At 63.7% G+C, this 15,573-nt stretch carries 16 protein-coding genes and 1 tRNA gene; 6 read left to right on the top strand and 11 right to left on the bottom strand.

Translation table 11 applies throughout. The features are described 5' to 3' along the window. Positions 1–52 precede the first annotated feature (52 nt). The 4 genes from ABEI27_RS09780 to ABEI27_RS09765 all read left to right on the top strand — a co-directional run bounded on the left by ABEI27_RS09780 (position 53) and on the right by ABEI27_RS09765 (position 3,487). A complete protein-coding gene (locus ABEI27_RS09780) occupies positions 53–850 on the top strand; it encodes a DUF6293 family protein (RefSeq protein WP_375799217.1) in 798 nt (265 codons plus the stop codon). A gap of 114 nt (positions 851–964) precedes the next feature. Further along, a complete protein-coding gene (locus ABEI27_RS09775; RefSeq protein WP_375799216.1) occupies positions 965–1,429 on the top strand; it encodes a nucleoside deaminase in 465 nt (154 codons plus the stop codon). Between the two features lie 142 nt (positions 1,430–1,571). After that, complete coding sequence (locus ABEI27_RS09770; RefSeq protein WP_375799215.1) at positions 1,572–3,032, top strand: MATE family efflux transporter; 1,461 nt, start codon at positions 1,572–1,574, stop codon at positions 3,030–3,032. Between the two features lie 77 nt (positions 3,033–3,109). Beyond that, the gene (locus tag ABEI27_RS09765; RefSeq protein ID WP_375799214.1) at positions 3,110–3,487 is read left to right on the top strand and encodes a cupin domain-containing protein; all 378 of its coding nucleotides are present in this window, start codon (positions 3,110–3,112) and stop codon (positions 3,485–3,487) included. 113 nt (positions 3,488–3,600) lie between these two features. Here the strand turns inward: ABEI27_RS09765 and ABEI27_RS09760 are convergent, their stop codons facing one another. From ABEI27_RS09760 to ABEI27_RS09750, 3 genes are all read right to left on the bottom strand, one after another. Beyond that, positions 3,601–6,222 carry a heavy metal translocating P-type ATPase gene (locus ABEI27_RS09760; RefSeq protein WP_375799213.1) on the bottom strand — a complete coding sequence of 874 codons (2,622 nt, stop codon included), beginning with the start codon at positions 6,220–6,222 and terminating at the stop codon, positions 3,601–3,603. A 130-nt stretch (positions 6,223–6,352) separates the two neighbouring features. Next, positions 6,353–6,790: a type IV pilin gene (locus ABEI27_RS09755; protein ID WP_375799212.1), complete on the bottom strand. Its 438-nt coding sequence runs from the start codon at positions 6,788–6,790 to the stop codon at positions 6,353–6,355. 179 nt (positions 6,791–6,969) lie between these two features. Further along, entirely contained in the window at positions 6,970–7,446 is a 477-nt protein-coding gene (locus ABEI27_RS09750; RefSeq protein WP_375799211.1) for a hypothetical protein, read from the bottom strand. A gap of 324 nt (positions 7,447–7,770) precedes the next feature. Here ABEI27_RS09750 and ABEI27_RS09745 point away from each other — a divergent pair, with 324 nt between their 5' ends. Next, the gene (locus tag ABEI27_RS09745; RefSeq protein WP_375799210.1) at positions 7,771–8,280 is read left to right on the top strand and encodes a hypothetical protein; all 510 of its coding nucleotides are present in this window, start codon (positions 7,771–7,773) and stop codon (positions 8,278–8,280) included. 30 nt (positions 8,281–8,310) lie between these two features. Here the strand turns inward: ABEI27_RS09745 and ABEI27_RS09740 are convergent, their stop codons facing one another. The 5 genes from ABEI27_RS09740 to ABEI27_RS09720 all read right to left on the bottom strand — a co-directional run bounded on the left by ABEI27_RS09740 (position 8,311) and on the right by ABEI27_RS09720 (position 12,219). After that, a complete protein-coding gene (locus ABEI27_RS09740; RefSeq protein ID WP_375799209.1) occupies positions 8,311–9,030 on the bottom strand; it encodes an SDR family NAD(P)-dependent oxidoreductase in 720 nt (239 codons plus the stop codon). 89 nt (positions 9,031–9,119) lie between these two features. Continuing rightward, entirely contained in the window at positions 9,120–9,587 is a 468-nt protein-coding gene (locus tag ABEI27_RS09735) for a hypothetical protein (protein ID WP_375799208.1), read from the bottom strand. A gap of 36 nt (positions 9,588–9,623) precedes the next feature. Then, positions 9,624–10,289, bottom strand: coding sequence for an AIM24 family protein (locus ABEI27_RS09730; RefSeq protein ID WP_375799207.1), 666 nt, complete (start codon positions 10,287–10,289; stop codon positions 9,624–9,626). A 279-nt stretch (positions 10,290–10,568) separates the two neighbouring features. Continuing rightward, positions 10,569–11,180, bottom strand: coding sequence for an RAD55 family ATPase (locus tag ABEI27_RS09725; protein ID WP_375799206.1), 612 nt, complete (start codon positions 11,178–11,180; stop codon positions 10,569–10,571). Positions 11,181–11,349: 169 nt separating this feature from the next. Then, a complete protein-coding gene (locus ABEI27_RS09720; RefSeq protein WP_375799205.1) occupies positions 11,350–12,219 on the bottom strand; it encodes a geranylgeranylglycerol-phosphate geranylgeranyltransferase in 870 nt (289 codons plus the stop codon). Between the two features lie 117 nt (positions 12,220–12,336). Here ABEI27_RS09720 and ABEI27_RS09715 point away from each other — a divergent pair, with 117 nt between their 5' ends. After that, positions 12,337–12,852: a DUF1643 domain-containing protein gene (locus ABEI27_RS09715; RefSeq protein WP_375799204.1), complete on the top strand. Its 516-nt coding sequence runs from the start codon at positions 12,337–12,339 to the stop codon at positions 12,850–12,852. A gap of 217 nt (positions 12,853–13,069) precedes the next feature. Here the strand turns inward: ABEI27_RS09715 and ABEI27_RS09710 are convergent, their stop codons facing one another. The 3 genes from ABEI27_RS09710 to ABEI27_RS09700 all read right to left on the bottom strand — a co-directional run bounded on the left by ABEI27_RS09710 (position 13,070) and on the right by ABEI27_RS09700 (position 15,552). Beyond that, entirely contained in the window at positions 13,070–14,308 is a 1,239-nt protein-coding gene (locus tag ABEI27_RS09710) for a hypothetical protein (protein WP_375799203.1), read from the bottom strand. A 132-nt stretch (positions 14,309–14,440) separates the two neighbouring features. Beyond that, positions 14,441–14,513, bottom strand: a tRNA-Thr gene (locus ABEI27_RS09705). Positions 14,514–14,568: 55 nt separating this feature from the next. Further along, the gene (locus ABEI27_RS09700) at positions 14,569–15,552 is read right to left on the bottom strand and encodes a class I SAM-dependent methyltransferase family protein (RefSeq protein WP_375799202.1); all 984 of its coding nucleotides are present in this window, start codon (positions 15,550–15,552) and stop codon (positions 14,569–14,571) included. Between the last annotated feature and the right edge of the window lie 21 nt (positions 15,553–15,573).

Raw genomic sequence — 15,573 nt, 5'->3', positions numbered from 1 at the left:
ATCATTAAAACGACCGCAGTATTCATACCGGAACTCGCGTTACAGCATTCGTATGAGCGATAGAACGACGAGCGCGAACGCGAATCAGGACTCTGAGGCGCTATCTTTTGAGGGGTTGAGCGTCTCCGATCGGGTCCATATCGTTCCGCTAGGCTACGAGTACGAACGGGTCACCGTGCCGGCCATTCGGATGCGCGCCGACCGGGTGCATCTGGTGTATCACGAGGGAGACGACCCGGATGAGCGGCCGGGGTACTACGCAGACATTCACGCGGACCTGCGCGAGGCGGGGATCGATGTCGACGACGACACTGTCTGCGACATCTTCGACCTCTACGATACCCTCCGAACCATCGCCGAACTCGTTCAGGCCAACCGGGCACACGACGTCTACGTGAACCTCGCCGCCGGCGGTAAGGTGACGGCGATCGCGGGGATGATCGCCTGTATGGTCACGGGCGACGCCGAACCGATCTACGTGAGCGCCGCAGAGTACGGTCAGGACAAAGAGGTGCCGGTGGCGAAAGACGTGACGAGCGTCTCGCGCCTTCCGACGTACCCGATTCAGGCACCGTCCCGCGACCCGCTACTGCTCCTGCAGTACGTCGTTGAGGAGGGACCGGTCACGAAACAGGAGTGCATCGAGTTCGCTGTCGCCGCCGGTATCGACCCCCTCGCCCAGCATTCAGCGGACGACACTCGGGGCCTGTACCGACTGCTCGACTCGCACCTGCTCGACTCGCTCCGGGAAGACGAGTACGTTGACACCTACAAGCAGGGCCGGAACAAGTACGTCGAGGCCACAACCGAGGGGACAAACACCCTCGAAGCGTTCTCGTATATGTTGTGACGGTGGTCGTCTGCGATTCGGAGAGACCACGCTGTCAGAGCCGGGTTCCGTACCTGTTTGTCTGCTCCCGCCACGAGGCTTAATTGTGTACTGTGCATAATACACAACACAGCAGTGACATCCCCCACGTTCGACGACTGGGATCACGAGACGCATATGCAAGCCGCGTTCGAGTGTGCTCGCGAGGCGGCGGACCGCGGTGACGAACCGTTCGGATCGGTGCTCGTTCGGGAAGACGAGGTGATCCACGCCGATTCGAACCGGATCGTCACGGAGGACGACCTCCGCCGGCACCCGGAGCTAACCCTCGCCCAGCGCGCGCATCGGGCGTACAGCGCCGCCGAGCGCGCCGAGATGGTGATGTACACGAGTACAGAGCCCTGTCCGATGTGCGCCGGTGGGATGGCGACAGCGGGGTTCGCTCGCGTCGTCTACAGTGTCGGGGCTCACGAAATCGCATCGTTCACCGGCAGCGAGCCGGCTATTCGTGCCGATACCATCCTCGACGGCGTCACCGAGGTCCTCGGCCCTGTGCTGAACCACGAGGGGCGAGAAGTCCATCGGTCGTACGGCTGGTGAGACAGTCGCTTCCGGGAGTTCCGGTTCCCGTCGACCAGTGCGCACCTGACGCGGCAATGGTCACGCTCCATTGTTTACACGCATCCGGTGGGAGCCATAGAACTGAGTATCGCCCCGGTGGTATCATCAGGTACCTTCGTTGATGTCTGTGCGTGACTCCATCTCGCGCGTTCTCGCCCTCTACCCCGCGGCGCTCGCCCGGTTCGGGCTGGTCGACCGCGAGCAGGCCGCAGATGCGTTCGACCTCGCGGTTCCGGTGATGGTGACCGGTGGACTCCGGGTCCTCGTCCGGATCGCGGACTTCCTGATGATCGGCATCGCGCTGGGGGACGCCGCCATCGCCGGACTGGAACTCGGGTTCCAGTATTACTTTATCGGCTTTGGATTGTCGCTGGCGATCTCCTCGGGGACGATCAGCGTCGTCTCCCGGCTCCAGGGTGCCGGCCAGCCCGACCGCGCGAATCTCGCGGTCAAGCAATCGGTATGGCTCGGACTCCTGATCTCGATACCACTTACCGTGGGTGCCTGGCTGTACGCTGAACCGTTCGTCGGACTGCTCAGCGACGATCCCGCGGCAGTGGAGTACGGCGCGACGTATCTCTCTATCGTGATGCTGTCGATGGCTCCGCGGTTCTGGTCGATGATCGCCGCTCGGGCGCTCGCGGGTAGTGCCGACACCCGGACGCCGATGTACGTGCGGTCCCTGACGCTGCCGACGAACGTCGTGATCAACGCCGTCCTGATCTTCGGGGTCGGACCGATTCCCTCGTTCGGGATCGCCGGGGCGGCGATCGGCACGGCGGTCGCCAACGCTGTCGCGGCGATCGTGTTTTTGGCTCTCCTCGTCTCCGGTGAGTACGCTGTCACGCTCCCGCTGCGCGGGCGACAGTTCGATCTCGACCTCATCACGGAGGTCCTCCGGGTGGGACTCCCGCTTTCGGGGATGCGCCTGGCGCAGACGTTCGCGCGGTTCCCGTTCCTGTTCATTCTGGGCGTTCTCGGGACGCCCGCGCTGGCGGCCTACGCGATCGCCCGGCGGGTGATGTTGCTGGCGTTGATGCCAGCGTGGGGATACTCGACGGCGGCGTCGACGCTCGTCGGCCAGCACATCGGCGCCGGCGACGACGACCTGGCGACGGCCTACGGGTGGCAGACGCTGCGGATCGCGCTGGTGACCCAACTGTTCCTGGCCGGTATTATCGTACTCGGAGCGCGGCCGATCGCACTCGCATTCGGGACGCAGTACGTCGGACTGACTGTTTCGTTCATCCGGCTGTTCGGGCTCGCCGTCGCGGGCTTCTCGATATCGCGGACGATGCGTGGGGGCCTCCGTGGGGCCGGCGACACCCGCTGGCCGCTGTATGCGATGATCGTCGGCGCGGTCTTCGTCCGCCTCCCCATCGCGATGCTCGCGCTCCCTGTCGGCTTCGGCATCACGCTTCTGGGCCTCGGTTTCGCACCCGGACTCGGCCTCGGCTTCCCGGCGGTGTATCTCGCGATCGCTGCTGACTTCTACGTGAAAGCTGCGGTGAACACTGGGCGGTTCTGGTCGGGGCGATGGCGAGCGGTCGCCCGCGCCTCGGGCATCGGGTCCGCAGATTGAGTCGCGACCCACGACGCACGAGCGCGCGGAACGGGCGGGCCCGTAACATAAAGTCGATCCCGACACGAACGCCGGTGATGACAGATTCTGCCCCCGAACCACGCGTCCGACGAGCGGCCGAGGTGACGTACGAATCGGTCGAATTGGCTGAGGGACTGCAAAAGGGCGTCCTGCTAAGCGACGAGCAGGAGACGCCCAACTTCGATATGCGCCGGTTCGTCCTCGAGCCGGGCGCCCGCGTTCCGCGGCATACGAACGAGGTGGAACACGAGCAGTTCGTCGTCGACGGCGAGTACGAAGTCGGCATCGGCGATGAGACGTACACTGTCGCCTCCGGCGACTCAGTTTTGATCCCCGCGGGCGTCGAGCACTGGTATTGCAACGATAGCGATCGCGAGGGCTCGTTCCTGTGTGTGGTCCCGCAGACGGTCGACCACATCACTGTCGTCGAGTGACCGACTCCACCCTCCCAGTACCTCTGTGGGGGCCGCAACCGACAACACGACCGCGCTCAGACAGTTATGTGCGACGACTGTGCGCACGGCCACGAATCGCTCGTGACGAGAACTCACGTCGCTGTAGACTCGGTATCGGTCTCCTGTTGGGACCGGAGTCGCGCCAGCCGCATTGCGTTGCCAGTCACGGCCGTCGTCATTCCCGCGTCGCCGGCCAGAACGGCCACCCAGATCGGAACGTAGCCGAACGGGACAGCTAGGGCCAACCCCGCTTTGACCGCGAGGCTGGACCAGATGTTCTGCCGGATGACGCCGTTGGCCTGCCCGGCGAGTTCGTACAGGTATGGGAGCTTCGAGAGGTCGTCGCTCATCAGCGCAATGTCTGCCGTCTCGATGGCTGTGTCGGTCCCCGCCACGCCCATCGCGACCCCTACCGTGGCCGTCGCAAGCGCGGGGGCATCGTTGACGCCGTCACCGACCATCGCGACGCCGTCGTGCGTCTCGGTCAACTCATCGATCGCATCGACCTTCGCCTCCGGCAGTAGTTCGGCGCGGTACTCGTCGACGCTGACCCGTTCGGCGATGGCGCGGGCCGTCCGCTCGTTGTCCCCAGTGAGCATCACCGTCCGTTCGACACCGAGATCGCGCAGGCGGTCGATTGTTTCCGTCGCATCCGGGCGGATCTCGTCGGCGACGGCGATGACCCCTTCGAGTTCATCTTCGGTCCCGACGAGGACGACGGTCTTGCCCTCGGCCTGGAGTTCGGGGACGGTGTCTTCGAGTAGATCAAGACAGTCGTGTCGGTCACAGAGTTCTTCAGCCGTTTGCGTGATGACACCGCCGTCGGTGGTCGCGTGAACGTGCGAGAGGTCGAAGCCGAGCCCCTCGAACAGTCCCGGCTTCCCCGCGAAGTGGGTCGTCCCGTCGAGGTCCGCGCGAACGCCTTTGCCCGTGATGCTCTCGAAGTCCTCGATCTGCGGATCACCGACTCGCTCAGCGCCCGCCGCGGTGACGATTGCCTCCCCGATCGGATGCTCGCTCCGCCGTTCGAGTCCGCGGGCGCATCTGAGCACGTCGGCCTCGGTGTTGCCGCTCAGGGGCACGACGTCGGTGACGGTGAGGTCGCCCTTCGTGAGCGTCCCCGTTTTGTCGAATGCCACCGCGTCGACGGCGCCCATCGCTTCGAGGTGATTGCCGCCTTTGATTAGCACGCCGTTTTTCGCGGCGCTGGTGATGCCCGAGACCACCGAGACGGGCGTGGAGATGACGAACGCGCACGGACAGGCCAACACGAGTAGCGTGAGCCCGTAAACGATGTACGTCGGCCACGAGGCGCCGAAGACGACGGGCGGAATCACCGAGACCAGCACGGCGAAGCCGACGACGACCGGCGTGTAGTACGAGGAGAACCGCTCGACGAACTGCTCGCGGTCGGTCTTGTTGGACTGTGCGTCCTCGACCATCTGGACGATTCGCGAGAGCGTGTCGTCGCCGGCTTCGGAGGTGACTTCGACTTCGAGGTACCCGCCCTCGTTGATCGTGCCCGCGTACACCTCGTCACCGGCCGCTTTGTCGACCGGGACGCTCTCGCCGGTGATCGGCGCCTGATTGACGGGGCTTTCGCCCTCTTGAACCACGCCGTCCATCGGTATCTTCTCGCCAGGGCGGACGACGACGACATCGCCGATGGAGACCTCGTCGACGGGCACGGTTACCGCCTCACCGTCGCGTTTGACGGTGGCCTCGTCCGGCGAAAGGTCCATCAGTTCACGCAGCGAGTCACGGGCGCGGTCCATCGAGTAGCGTTCCAGTAACTCCGCGACGCTGAACAGGAACGCCAGCGTGGCCGCCTCGAAGTAGAGCGATTCGCCGAAGACGAGGCTCGCGACGAGCGCCCCGCCGATGGCGATGCTCATCAACAGGTCGATGTCGAGACTTCGGTTCAGCGCGGAGTAGTAGCCGTTCCGGAAGATTACCTGGCCGGCGACGCCGACGGCGACGAGAAAGACCCCGTCGGCGACGAGGAGTTCACGACCGAGAACCGCCGCGACGAGGAAATTTGCCCCTGGGAGCGCGAACTCGAAGAGCAGTCCGATGCCGACGAACACGCCGCTGATCCAGGTCTTGATCGCCCGCGAACTCCGCCAGACGCTCTCGCGTTTGTCGCCTGCCTCGCCCGCGGTATCGGACTCACTCCCCGTCGATCCGGTCACCTCGTATCCGGCATTCTCCACTGCGCCGACGATGTCTGCCTCCGATGTCGATGTCGGGTCGTAGGAGACGTGCACACTCCCCGTGGTCGGTCGGGTGTCGTGCTCGGTAATGTCGATGTCCTCGAGAGCACTCTCCACCTTTCCCGCGCAGGAGGCACAGTCCATTCCGGGGACACTCAACTGGGCCTCGATACTCGAGTTTTCGACCGTGTATCCGGCCTTCTCGATCCGCTCTGTGATCGCTGTCGGCGTTGTCTCTTCCCCCGCGTACGTGACCGACACCCGTCCGGTCGTCACCTGAGGATCCACCACGTCGATACCGTCGAGCTGCTGCACACTGCGCTCGACCGTCTCCGCGCAGGAAGGGCAGTCCATCTCCGGGACGACGTACTCCACGACGTCGGCACGCTTCGTCGCCGCTCCCGAATCATCAGTCTCGTCGGCAGGGTCCCCGCCGTCGCCGGACGAGCGTGGGCGAGACGCGTCGTCCACATCGTCGGACCCGGTCTCGGTAGTCGTCATTACCAGGGGGTACGTGGCTCCGATTTATCAAACTAACTGCTATCTAATCGGCCTATAATGGCTTTCCTTATTACTCAAACAAGACTGAGTTATTAATCTGGGGGAACCGAAACCGCAGAAACTGCGGCTGTTATTCGTAGTCGAACGACTGCAGCGTCGCTGAGGTGCCTCCGTCGGTGGACTTCCAGACGACGCGGATGGTCCCACTATCGGAACTAGCGTTTACCTCAAACGTGTCTCCGGCACTCACAGAACTCCCGCCGCTGATGGTGTTTGCGAGTGATGACACGGAACTCCCCGAATTGGCGATGTCACCGTTCGCGTATAGATTCGCAGCCTCAATCGAATCACCATTCGTGTGTGTGATGGTCGCGTTGTTTCCGTTGTCCAGACTCGTCGAATTGATCTCGAACGTCGCCTGCGGTGAGGACTGCTGGACTTCCTGACCGAGGTTTAGGACGAACGTCCCGATGACGGCCGCGAGGATCACGGTAATCGCGACCATCAGGATTACGCCGATAACGGGACTGACCGCCCGGTCTTCTGTAAATAACTTCTTGATGTTCATCGGTTGGACTCTACGCTATCTTTCGCGTTCTCACACATAACCTTAGGGCTCTAAGTTTCAAAAATGGTAATTCAACTGTCAGCACGTGGTCCCATTTAACTACTCTGTGAGCGTCTCTTCGGCTTGTTTCGGTCAAATCGTGGGAGTGAAACACATCTATGACTGTGGGTGGGGAACTATCATCGTCGATTACTGACGCCGGCCGTCGGGCGGCCCAACGACTGCCAGGCAGTCCCGAGGAAACAGAGTCCGGCCGCACCCGTGATAGCGAGCGGGGTGGGATTGTCTGCGGCCGCGACGATCGGACCGCCGACGAACGCGCTGAAGGCAAGTGAAATCACCCTCACGAGCAGGTAGACCCCCCCGAGGGTCCTGGAGAGCGCGGACGACGAGTTCTTCGCGCTCGCGAGTCGCGCCGCCCCGGCACCGACGACTGCGACGAGATACAGAAACAGCGGAACCGCCACCGGATAGTACGGCGCGACCAGGGGCACAGCGACTTCAACGAGGTCGTATGCGACGATCAAGAGGTACGGCGGCACCTGCGCGGGCGGGAATCCGACGAACTTGAGCAGGTACAGTACGGCAATCGCTGCGTCCGCGACGGCCACGTCGCGGCCGAGGAGGGTCGTTCTGAGGGACTGATGGGAGACCATATCTCAGCCTACGACGCCCGCAGGCATCAGACTGCAACAGATTCACGCGTAACAACGGTTGTCCGAACCACGACCGCCCTCTCGTATGCTATCGCCGCTGGCACGTCTGGTCCGATGGCTCCAAACGCTGGGAGCGACAGCCACGGGCGTGGATTCGCGTGAAGCGCGGACTCCCGCCGCTGGGCCCACGCGGCGGACTCAAGACGGCGAGGCTACGACGGGGTAGGGCGGCCGACAATGACGCCTCCGAACGGGTGGAGAGCGTCGCTGTGTCCCTCGCTGGATACCCCAGACGATATCACCGGGCGGCGAGTCCGTCCGGATATGCTTCGACAGGCTCGCGAGTTCGGTCCGGCCTTGCTGGTGCCGCTGGCGTGGCTTTTTGTCACCGCCGCGCACCTCGGTGCCGTCGCGGCGTCGACACTCTTCGTCGCTCACGTCGTGATGTCGGTGCTCCTCGCAGTCTTCGCGGTGACCGGGCGCGCGGATATGCGCGAGGGGACGCTCCGCGTGTGGTGGTGGATCATCGCGATTGGCCTCGTTGTGACGTTGCTCGGGACGGCCGGCTTCCGGATCGACACTGGAGGGGCGCTGCTCCAGTCGCTCGCGCTGTACGGCTGGATGCTCCTCCCCACGGCCGGGTTCGTCGACACCGCGCGGCGCGGTGCCGACAGGCCCTGGCTCTACTACGGCGGGGGCCTTGCGTCAATACTCGGCGCGGTCGGGTACGGGGTAGGATTCGTGACGGCGTTCCCGTTGCTCCAGGTCGCAGGGCTCGTCGCGGTGGGGGTTGGTCAGACGGTCGCTATCGTCGACGCAGCCTTCGCCTCCTAAACGGCGCGCGACAGACGACGCCCGGTCCTCTCAGAGGAACTCGGTGTTCTGCGGTCCGTTGGTGATGTGTACCTCGAACGGCATCGTGTCCACCCGGTCCTGTTCGACGAGATGCCAATAAGTCTCAGCCATCTCGTCGGGGTCGAGGAACGTCTCCGACCCACGGTCTGGTGCTCGCTCCCGTGCGTCGGGCCCGTCGATCTGGCCATCGATGACGATGTGTGCGACGTGGACGCCTTCGGGGCCGAACTCCTGAGCGATGTCCGTCGCCATCCCGCGAGCGGCGAACTTCGCCGCGGTGAACCCGATGGTCCCGCCGAGGCTTCGGACCGCGGAGGTCGCCCCGGTGAAGAGGACGGTCCCACCGCCGCGTTCGGTCATATCGCTCACGGCCTCCTGCGAACAGACGAACGCGCCGCGCGCGCCCACCTCCAGCGCCCGCTCGAAGTCCTCGACGCTCGCGTCCATCAGCCCCTGCCACGACGCGCCGCTGGCGTGATTCACGAGAACGTCTACGGGCCCGAAGATCTCTCGAACGGTCTCGAAACTCTCTCTGATCTCGTCGATATCGCGGAGGTCGGTTGGCACCGCCAGGCCTGCACCCGCTTCGGGGAGGTCTGCCGCGAGGTCTTCGATGAAGTCCGCCGACCGGGCGAACAGGGCCACCTGACAGCCCTCAGCCGCGAACTTCCGTGCGAGCGACTCGCCCAGTCCGGAACCGACGCCGGCGATGATGGCAGTGCGTGCCATATCCGCTGCTCGACCGTCTGCTGCAAAACTGTGGTGGTCACCGCCATCGACTCGGAACTGCTGCCTCGGGTTCAAACTGGCCCCGAACGCTACGCCCGGCCGCTGCCGACGTAGGCGAGGCCGAGACTGCCCAGAAAAATCAGCGCGCCCGCGAGAAGACTCGGCAGTACGTCGGCCAGATCCCCGACGAGGCCGATTACCAGCGTCACAGTCGCGATGGCGGTCGAGAGCGGTGCCATCCTCAATTGCTGTCGGAACGCTCGAACCGACCAGTACGCCGTCTCCAAGACCGATCCGACTGCAGTACCGAGGCTTCGGCTCCCCTGTGGGTTCTCCACTGACTCGAACCCGGACAGTGCCGCGTGATCCACCACGAGCAGTTCGCCCGTGTGGATCCGTCGGTCACGTTCGTCAGTCACTTGCAGGAGCGTCACCTGACCGTCGCCGACGCCGACGACGCGATAGACGCCACTGTCGTAGTCGGCAACGGTCGGACGTAGGTGATCGTAGACGCTTGGTTCGGTCACTCGTTCGCTCGGTGGTGGTTCGTCGCTCATCGAATCAGTTCCACGGACCGCAACTTCGACTCCCCCTTACCCGTGGCTCTGGCCACCTTCCTCGTGGGGTTGGACGACGACGAAGCCATTCGATCCGGTGAACTCCATCTGCAGCGTCTCCCCGGACTTCTGCCCGATCTCGATTGCTTTGTTCGTCGCGATCGATGGCGAGAGGTTCGTACTCCAGGCGACGGTGGCGTCGGGGTCTGTCTTGACCGGCGGCGTCATCACGAGTGGGTCGCCGAACGTCGTGATCGCGACTTGGCCCGGTCCCGAGAGGTACACGTTCGTCAGCCCGCCCGCGGCGGCGCCCGAGAGGCTCCCGACGGTGTTGATCTCGAATTCGACGTTCGATTCGAACGCGAGGACGTCGTTGCCGTTGACAGAGATCGACTCGTTTGGGTCGAGATCGAGTACCTGTACCTTCTTGCCCTGATCGGCGATGTACAGGTGTCCGTCGCCCTCGGCTTCCATTACTGGCGTTCCTTCGCCGCTGACGGCCTCCTTGACGAAGCCGGTGATACCGCCCTCGGCCGACGACCTCCCGGTGAAGGTCATCTCGCCGGTGTAGGCGATCATCGTGCCTGCCTTGACCATCACCGTCCCCTCGACCGGAACGTCGAGCAGTCGGCTGTTTTCTTTCTGGAATCCGTCGCCGCCCGTTTCGGGCGCGTTCGACCGCGTGAACTCCTCTAACTCCATATCACCGGTATCGGTGCCTGGTAACTAAATCGCACTGGAGAGTCAAATCTGGGTTTCACCGACGCTGTGCCGTCGACAGACCCAACGGATCACAGAGCGCGCACTCACCGACATCGTCGAGTCCTCGGACACATACGATCTCAAAGCAGGCCCTGAATGGAATCGCGTTGCGGCCCCGCCTCCGGAGTGAATCTCCTCCGGACTTACCCCGGGATCCGTAGCAGCCAGCGGGATCCACCCTGAGGCTCTCAGCAGACAGTGGAATCTATTCTGCGGTCCTCAGTCACCCGCAAGCCGGACCGACACCGGACCATCCTCCTGGGTCGTGATGATCCCGTCGAACAGTTGCTTCAGCGTGTTCATCGTCTGATCGTCGTGAGCGCTGGCGTCGATCGCGAAGATGCCCAGCCCATCGACGCTCTGCACTCGACCGGTGAAGACGTGGAGGAAGCGGAAGACGGTCTGGAGATCCGAGTACATCAGCAGCGTCGACAGGGAGTGCAGCATCACGCGATTCTGCTCGATCTCCTGGTTCTGGTAGAACGACTGGAGGAACTCCGAGAGTTTGATTCCGATACCAGTCATATCCACCGGAGAGGAGGTGTACCTGATTCGGTCAGTGTCGCGGACGTCGCCGACACCTTGCTGGCGCGTCACGCAGTCGATCACCGCGACTGGCCGGTTCTCGTACGGCGTGCGCTTCTGGAAGTCGTCGAGGACGCGGTCGGCCCCGTCTTTGGTGGTAACGATGATCGCCCCTTCGCCCTTCTCGGTACCTGATGCCAGGACGTCGAACGCGAGCGACCGCTTGCCGGACAGCGGTGGACCGCTCACCAGGATGTTCGTTCCCGGAGGGACCTCTCTGTCGAGGTCCGGGCCGAGGTCATACATCTGGGGTCCTCGGCGTCGAGCCGCCAGCTAGAACTTCGGGGTCGGTCGTCCGATTGATCGACTCGCCGGGAGTCATTAGATGAGTAAACCATATCGGTTCCAGATAATATTCTTTTTGATCCTGCCGGTCGATTACCCGCTGTTACTGTCCGAATTCAGACGTTTACGTTCAGACGAAGCCCCCTGCAGCGACTCGTCCGGCGACGAAGCCGACCGCAGCGAGGAACATTCCCCGCTTCAATCGTCGCTGCGCCACCGACGGATCGCTGAAGGACCGGCGCGTCGCATCCATCATTACCGCGTCGGCCGCCCCGACGAGGACGACGTAGGCCAGCCCGAACGTTCCCATCAGGTACGGGATCGCGCTGGCCCCGACCGCCACGAGAAGGACGAGCGCAGCGATCCGGAGTGCGCTCGACTCGCCGATCACGATCGGGAGCGTCCGAAGCCCCTCCTCGCGGTCGCCTACGAGATCCTCGACGTCCTTCACGATCTCCCGCGTCACAGTCGCCAGCGCCGCCAGGGCGAACAGCACGAGGACGGCTGGGTTCCAGAGGCGGCCCACTGCTGCAGCCCCGAAGAGGAACGTCGAGCCGGTCAGATACGCCACGACGACGTTGCCGATGGCCGGGAGCCCTTTGAACACCTCTGTATATGCGACGAGTGCTAGGAGGTTCGCCACGGCAATTGCGAGCGCGGCGAGTGGGAGTGTGAGTGCAGCGACCACTGCACTGAGAAACAGCGCAGCACTAAACACCAGGGTACCGCGCGCTGAGATAGCGCCGCGAGGAATCGGGCGATCCGGACGGTTGATCCGGTCGATGTCGCGGTCGAAGTAGTCGTTGATCGCGTTGCCAGCGGCAGTCGCACAGACGGTCGCTATCACCGCCGCCGCTATGGCGAGCGGGGCCGCCTCGAACCCCTGCGCGACGAACGCCCCAGTAAACGTGAGGACGCCAGCGGCGATCGCGTTGCCCAGCCGCGTGAGGTCCAGCAGGCCGCGAAGCGTCGCGGTCGCCGTTCGCCTGCCTGTATCCATACCTACTCCGTGTCCGCGGCGACGGAATAAAGGGCGCGAAGTCAGCCGGTTCTCGGCACTTCGATTCTGTGGTCATCTGCCGACAGGTTCCTGTCGGCGGAAGCCGAACAATCGAGTATGGCCGCCGATGCGATCGGTGATGACGACCGCCGGGTAGCCAGTTGCGGCAGCGACGGCGCGGTATTTAGCCCTGCGGAGGCGTACCGATACTGCCTGTGGCGGACCTGGGATCCGTCCCGGCGGACGGTCGCATTCATCGCACTCAACCCGTCGACGGCGGACGCACACACCGACGACCGGACGGTCTCGACGTGCGTTCGATTCGCCCGAGACTGGGGGTACGGACGTCTCATCCTCGGAAACCTCTTCGCCTACCGGGCGACGGATCCGGCAGAGTTGAAGCGCGCCAGCGATCCGGTCGGGCCGCGAAACGACGACTACCTCCGCCAGATTGTCGAAACGGCCGACCGCGTAATCGCCGCCTGGGGGGTCCACGGGACGCACCGTGACCGTGCGAGCGATGTCGTTGCCGAATTCGATGTCGACTTCCACGCGCTGACGACGACGCAGAACGGGCACCCCGGCCATCCGCTGCGGAAGGCAGCCGATCTGGAACCGGAGCCGTGGCCGTAGGCGAGGCTTCGAACGCTTCGCAACCGTCGGTCGGTTCCGGGCACGGTTTATACGCCCCGCGGTACCATTCACTTATGAATGACCGACGCGTGGCCGGTGCTCGACTCCGAGACCGAGTACGAGAACCCGTACTTTGCGGTCGAACGGGAAACCGTCGAACAACCGGACGGGACCCCGAACGACTATTACCGAATCGACTTCGATGCTGAGGGCGGCGTCATCGCGTTCGGTCGTTGTGATCGGCGACGATCGTCGCGTACTCGTCGTACGTGGTTCCGTCATCGGCGACCGTGTTGAGCCGCCCCCGGAATGCTTCGTAGTGATCGCCGAAGTGATCCGCTCGTCCCGCGAGAAACCGGTATCGATCGCCTAACTTCAGTTCGCGAACCTCCGACGGCGAGAATCGGAGCAGTTCGGAGAGACGAGCGCCGTCGGTCTCCCAGATATTCAGCTCTTTCGTCTGTAGCGGCTCGTCCCGGATCGTCCCCTCGAGTCGGTTCCAGAGAGTGCCGAAGAGTGCTTTCGCCTGTGAGAGGAGATAATCTACGTACCGACGAGCCGGGTCGGGACCGACGTCGACGCTCCCAGTGAAGTCGCAGTAGTACGCCGGGGTCCCGTAGTGGTTCCAAAGGACGTAAGCCGTCCTAACCATCGTCTCACGGGTTTCTGCTTCGCCCGAAACGTATCGTTCTGCGAGTTCACGGAGATTGTTGGTCTGTTCCTGATCGGCGGTGATGACGTTGTAAACGTCGTCAAGCAGGCGAAGCTTGACCGCTCGTTCGACGATATACTCCTGAAGATCGTCGTGAACGTCGACGCCGTGTACGTTGTCGATACCCTCTGTCGGCAACGACGCCCAGGGTTCCTGTTCCTTCCACCGACGCTTCGTCGCCGCGATGTCGACTCTGTCACCGGTTGGTGCCCGCACGTAGGCGGCGGTATCGTCGAGTTGCTTAGTTGCGGCGGCCTCGAGCGTCGTATCGACGAGATTGAGATACTTCGGCTCGACCTCCCACCGGGTCTCCTCGTCGTTGACGCGCTCGAAGAACGTTTCGATGGCCTCGGCGGCGTTCGATCCGTACTGTTCCCGCCGCAGGAGCATCGGCACGAACCAGCCGTCAGCGGTCAGTTTAGCGAGCGTCTCGCTCCGACAGCCGAACTCCCGTAAGACGTACTCGTCGAAAGTGAGGCGGTCGAGCGCGCCCGGATTGATGAACCCCGCTACTCGCCGGTAGAGCAACGGATAGTCGCTTGCCCATCCGCAGGCTTTCGTGTAGTACGAGAGCGGAATCCGCCGTCTCGATCCGTCAGAGCCACCTGCCTCGTCGTAGAGTTCCTCGAAGAACGATCGGCGCGGGTACCCCTCGCGAAACGCCGACATCGATGCCGGTGGATCGTCGATCGCGTCCTGGCGCTGTGTTTCGATCGTTCCCCAGAGGTCGCCGTCGAGCGGCATACGAATCTGTTCAGGACCCGACTGCTTAGTATTTGAGTCTAGTGGAACTACGCAGTTGTAAAGACACGCGAGGCCGGAAGGCAAAATCCCATTGGCACGTTGCTCACTGACGTTAGTGCATCGACAGAAGAGAGCCGGAGGAGGGATTTGAACCCTCGACCTATTCCTTACGAAGGAATCGCTCTGCCAGCTGAGCTACCCCGGCACGGTCGTCGTTACGCACTCAGTTGTACTGCGATGATTTAGAAAAGGCTTCCGAATCAACGCGCCGTCAGGCGGACGTCGAGGCAGACGTTGTACTCGTGAGGCGCGTACGATCGGACGATCCGCTCGGTTTCGACATCCACCTCGTACGTCGGTTCAGCGGCCTCGCGGATGGCCCGTTCGCCCGGCCCGAACGGATCGTCCTCGTGCTGGATGTCGTAGTAGTGAAGCACGCACTCCTCGCCAGCGAGCATCACCGCCGTGTCCAGGAACTCGTCGGCGCTGTGAGGGAGGTTCATCACCAGGCGATCGGTCCAATGGGCGTATTCGCCGGTGAGGTCCCGGACGTCCCCTTCGATTGCGGTCACCCGATTGGCGACACCGTTGCGGCGGGCGTTCTCGCGGAGGTAGGTCACGGCCGTCGCGTTGAGATCGCAACCCACCACCTCGGCTCCCCGGCCGGCCATCGGCACGGCAAAGGGACCGACGCCGGCGAACATATCCAGAGCGCGCTCCCCCGCAGCGACCTGTTCGATCACGCGGTGCCGCTCGGTCGCGAGCCGCGGCGAGAAGTAGACGGCCGCGATGTCCAGCGCGAACTCGTAGCCGTACTCCCGGTGGACGGTCTCCGTCGACTCACCGAACAGCACGTCCCACTCGCGGACGCGTAGTTCGCCTTTCACCTTCGAGGCACGGTTGACGACGGTCGACGCTCGGAGGTCCGAGTCGACAATGGCGTCGGCGATCCGCCGGGCGCGCTCCTCGTCGTCCTCGTCGAGAATGACGATGTCCCCGAGTCGTTCGTACGAGGGTTCGAAGCTCAGAACCTCCGTGGGCGTCGTCTGCGTCTCCCGCGCGGGAGCGTCGTACGCGACGACGTCGTACTGCTCCGGGACTGCTTCCGCGTCGGCGACGGGGATGTAGAGCGATCCGTCCTCGACGGTGATCTCCCGCTCGCGGTCGAGGAGGTCGCGCGACGCGAGCGCGCTCCGGACCGCCTCGCCTTCGCTCGTCGGGACGCGGACACAGGGGACAGTCATACCAGCGAGTTGCGAGCGATC

It is taken from the genome of Halobellus sp., from assembly GCF_042218505.1.
Lineage (GTDB): Archaea > Halobacteriota > Halobacteria > Halobacteriales > Haloferacaceae > Haloquadratum.
Note: the sequence above shows the minus strand (reverse complement) of the source record. Positions and strands in the feature narration are given on the sequence as shown.

Bases quoted from the DNA above. Each gene is read 5' to 3' on its own strand.
- ABEI27_RS09780 (WP_375799217.1), top strand. From the start codon at position 53: ATGAGCGATAGAACGACGAGCGCGAACGCGAATCAGGACTCTGAGGCG.
- ABEI27_RS09770 (WP_375799215.1), top strand. From the start codon at position 1,572: ATGTCTGTGCGTGACTCCATCTCGCGCGTTCTCGCCCTCTACCCCGCG.
- ABEI27_RS09765 (WP_375799214.1), top strand. From the start codon at position 3,110: ATGACAGATTCTGCCCCCGAACCACGCGTCCGACGAGCGGCCGAGGTG.
- ABEI27_RS09760 (WP_375799213.1), bottom strand. From the start codon at position 6,222: ATGACGACTACCGAGACCGGGTCCGACGATGTGGACGACGCGTCTCGC.
- ABEI27_RS09755 (WP_375799212.1), bottom strand. From the start codon at position 6,790: ATGAACATCAAGAAGTTATTTACAGAAGACCGGGCGGTCAGTCCCGTT.
- ABEI27_RS09750 (WP_375799211.1), bottom strand. From the start codon at position 7,446: ATGGTCTCCCATCAGTCCCTCAGAACGACCCTCCTCGGCCGCGACGTG.
- ABEI27_RS09745 (WP_375799210.1), top strand. From the start codon at position 7,771: ATGCTTCGACAGGCTCGCGAGTTCGGTCCGGCCTTGCTGGTGCCGCTG.
- ABEI27_RS09740 (WP_375799209.1), bottom strand. From the start codon at position 9,030: ATGGCACGCACTGCCATCATCGCCGGCGTCGGTTCCGGACTGGGCGAG.
- ABEI27_RS09735 (WP_375799208.1), bottom strand. From the start codon at position 9,587: ATGAGCGACGAACCACCACCGAGCGAACGAGTGACCGAACCAAGCGTC.
- ABEI27_RS09730 (WP_375799207.1), bottom strand. From the start codon at position 10,289: ATGGAGTTAGAGGAGTTCACGCGGTCGAACGCGCCCGAAACGGGCGGC.
- ABEI27_RS09725 (WP_375799206.1), bottom strand. From the start codon at position 11,180: ATGTATGACCTCGGCCCGGACCTCGACAGAGAGGTCCCTCCGGGAACG.
- ABEI27_RS09720 (WP_375799205.1), bottom strand. From the start codon at position 12,219: ATGGATACAGGCAGGCGAACGGCGACCGCGACGCTTCGCGGCCTGCTG.
- ABEI27_RS09715 (WP_375799204.1), top strand. From the start codon at position 12,337: ATGGCCGCCGATGCGATCGGTGATGACGACCGCCGGGTAGCCAGTTGC.
- ABEI27_RS09710 (WP_375799203.1), bottom strand. From the start codon at position 14,308: ATGCCGCTCGACGGCGACCTCTGGGGAACGATCGAAACACAGCGCCAG.
- ABEI27_RS09700 (WP_375799202.1), bottom strand. From the start codon at position 15,552: ATGACTGTCCCCTGTGTCCGCGTCCCGACGAGCGAAGGCGAGGCGGTC.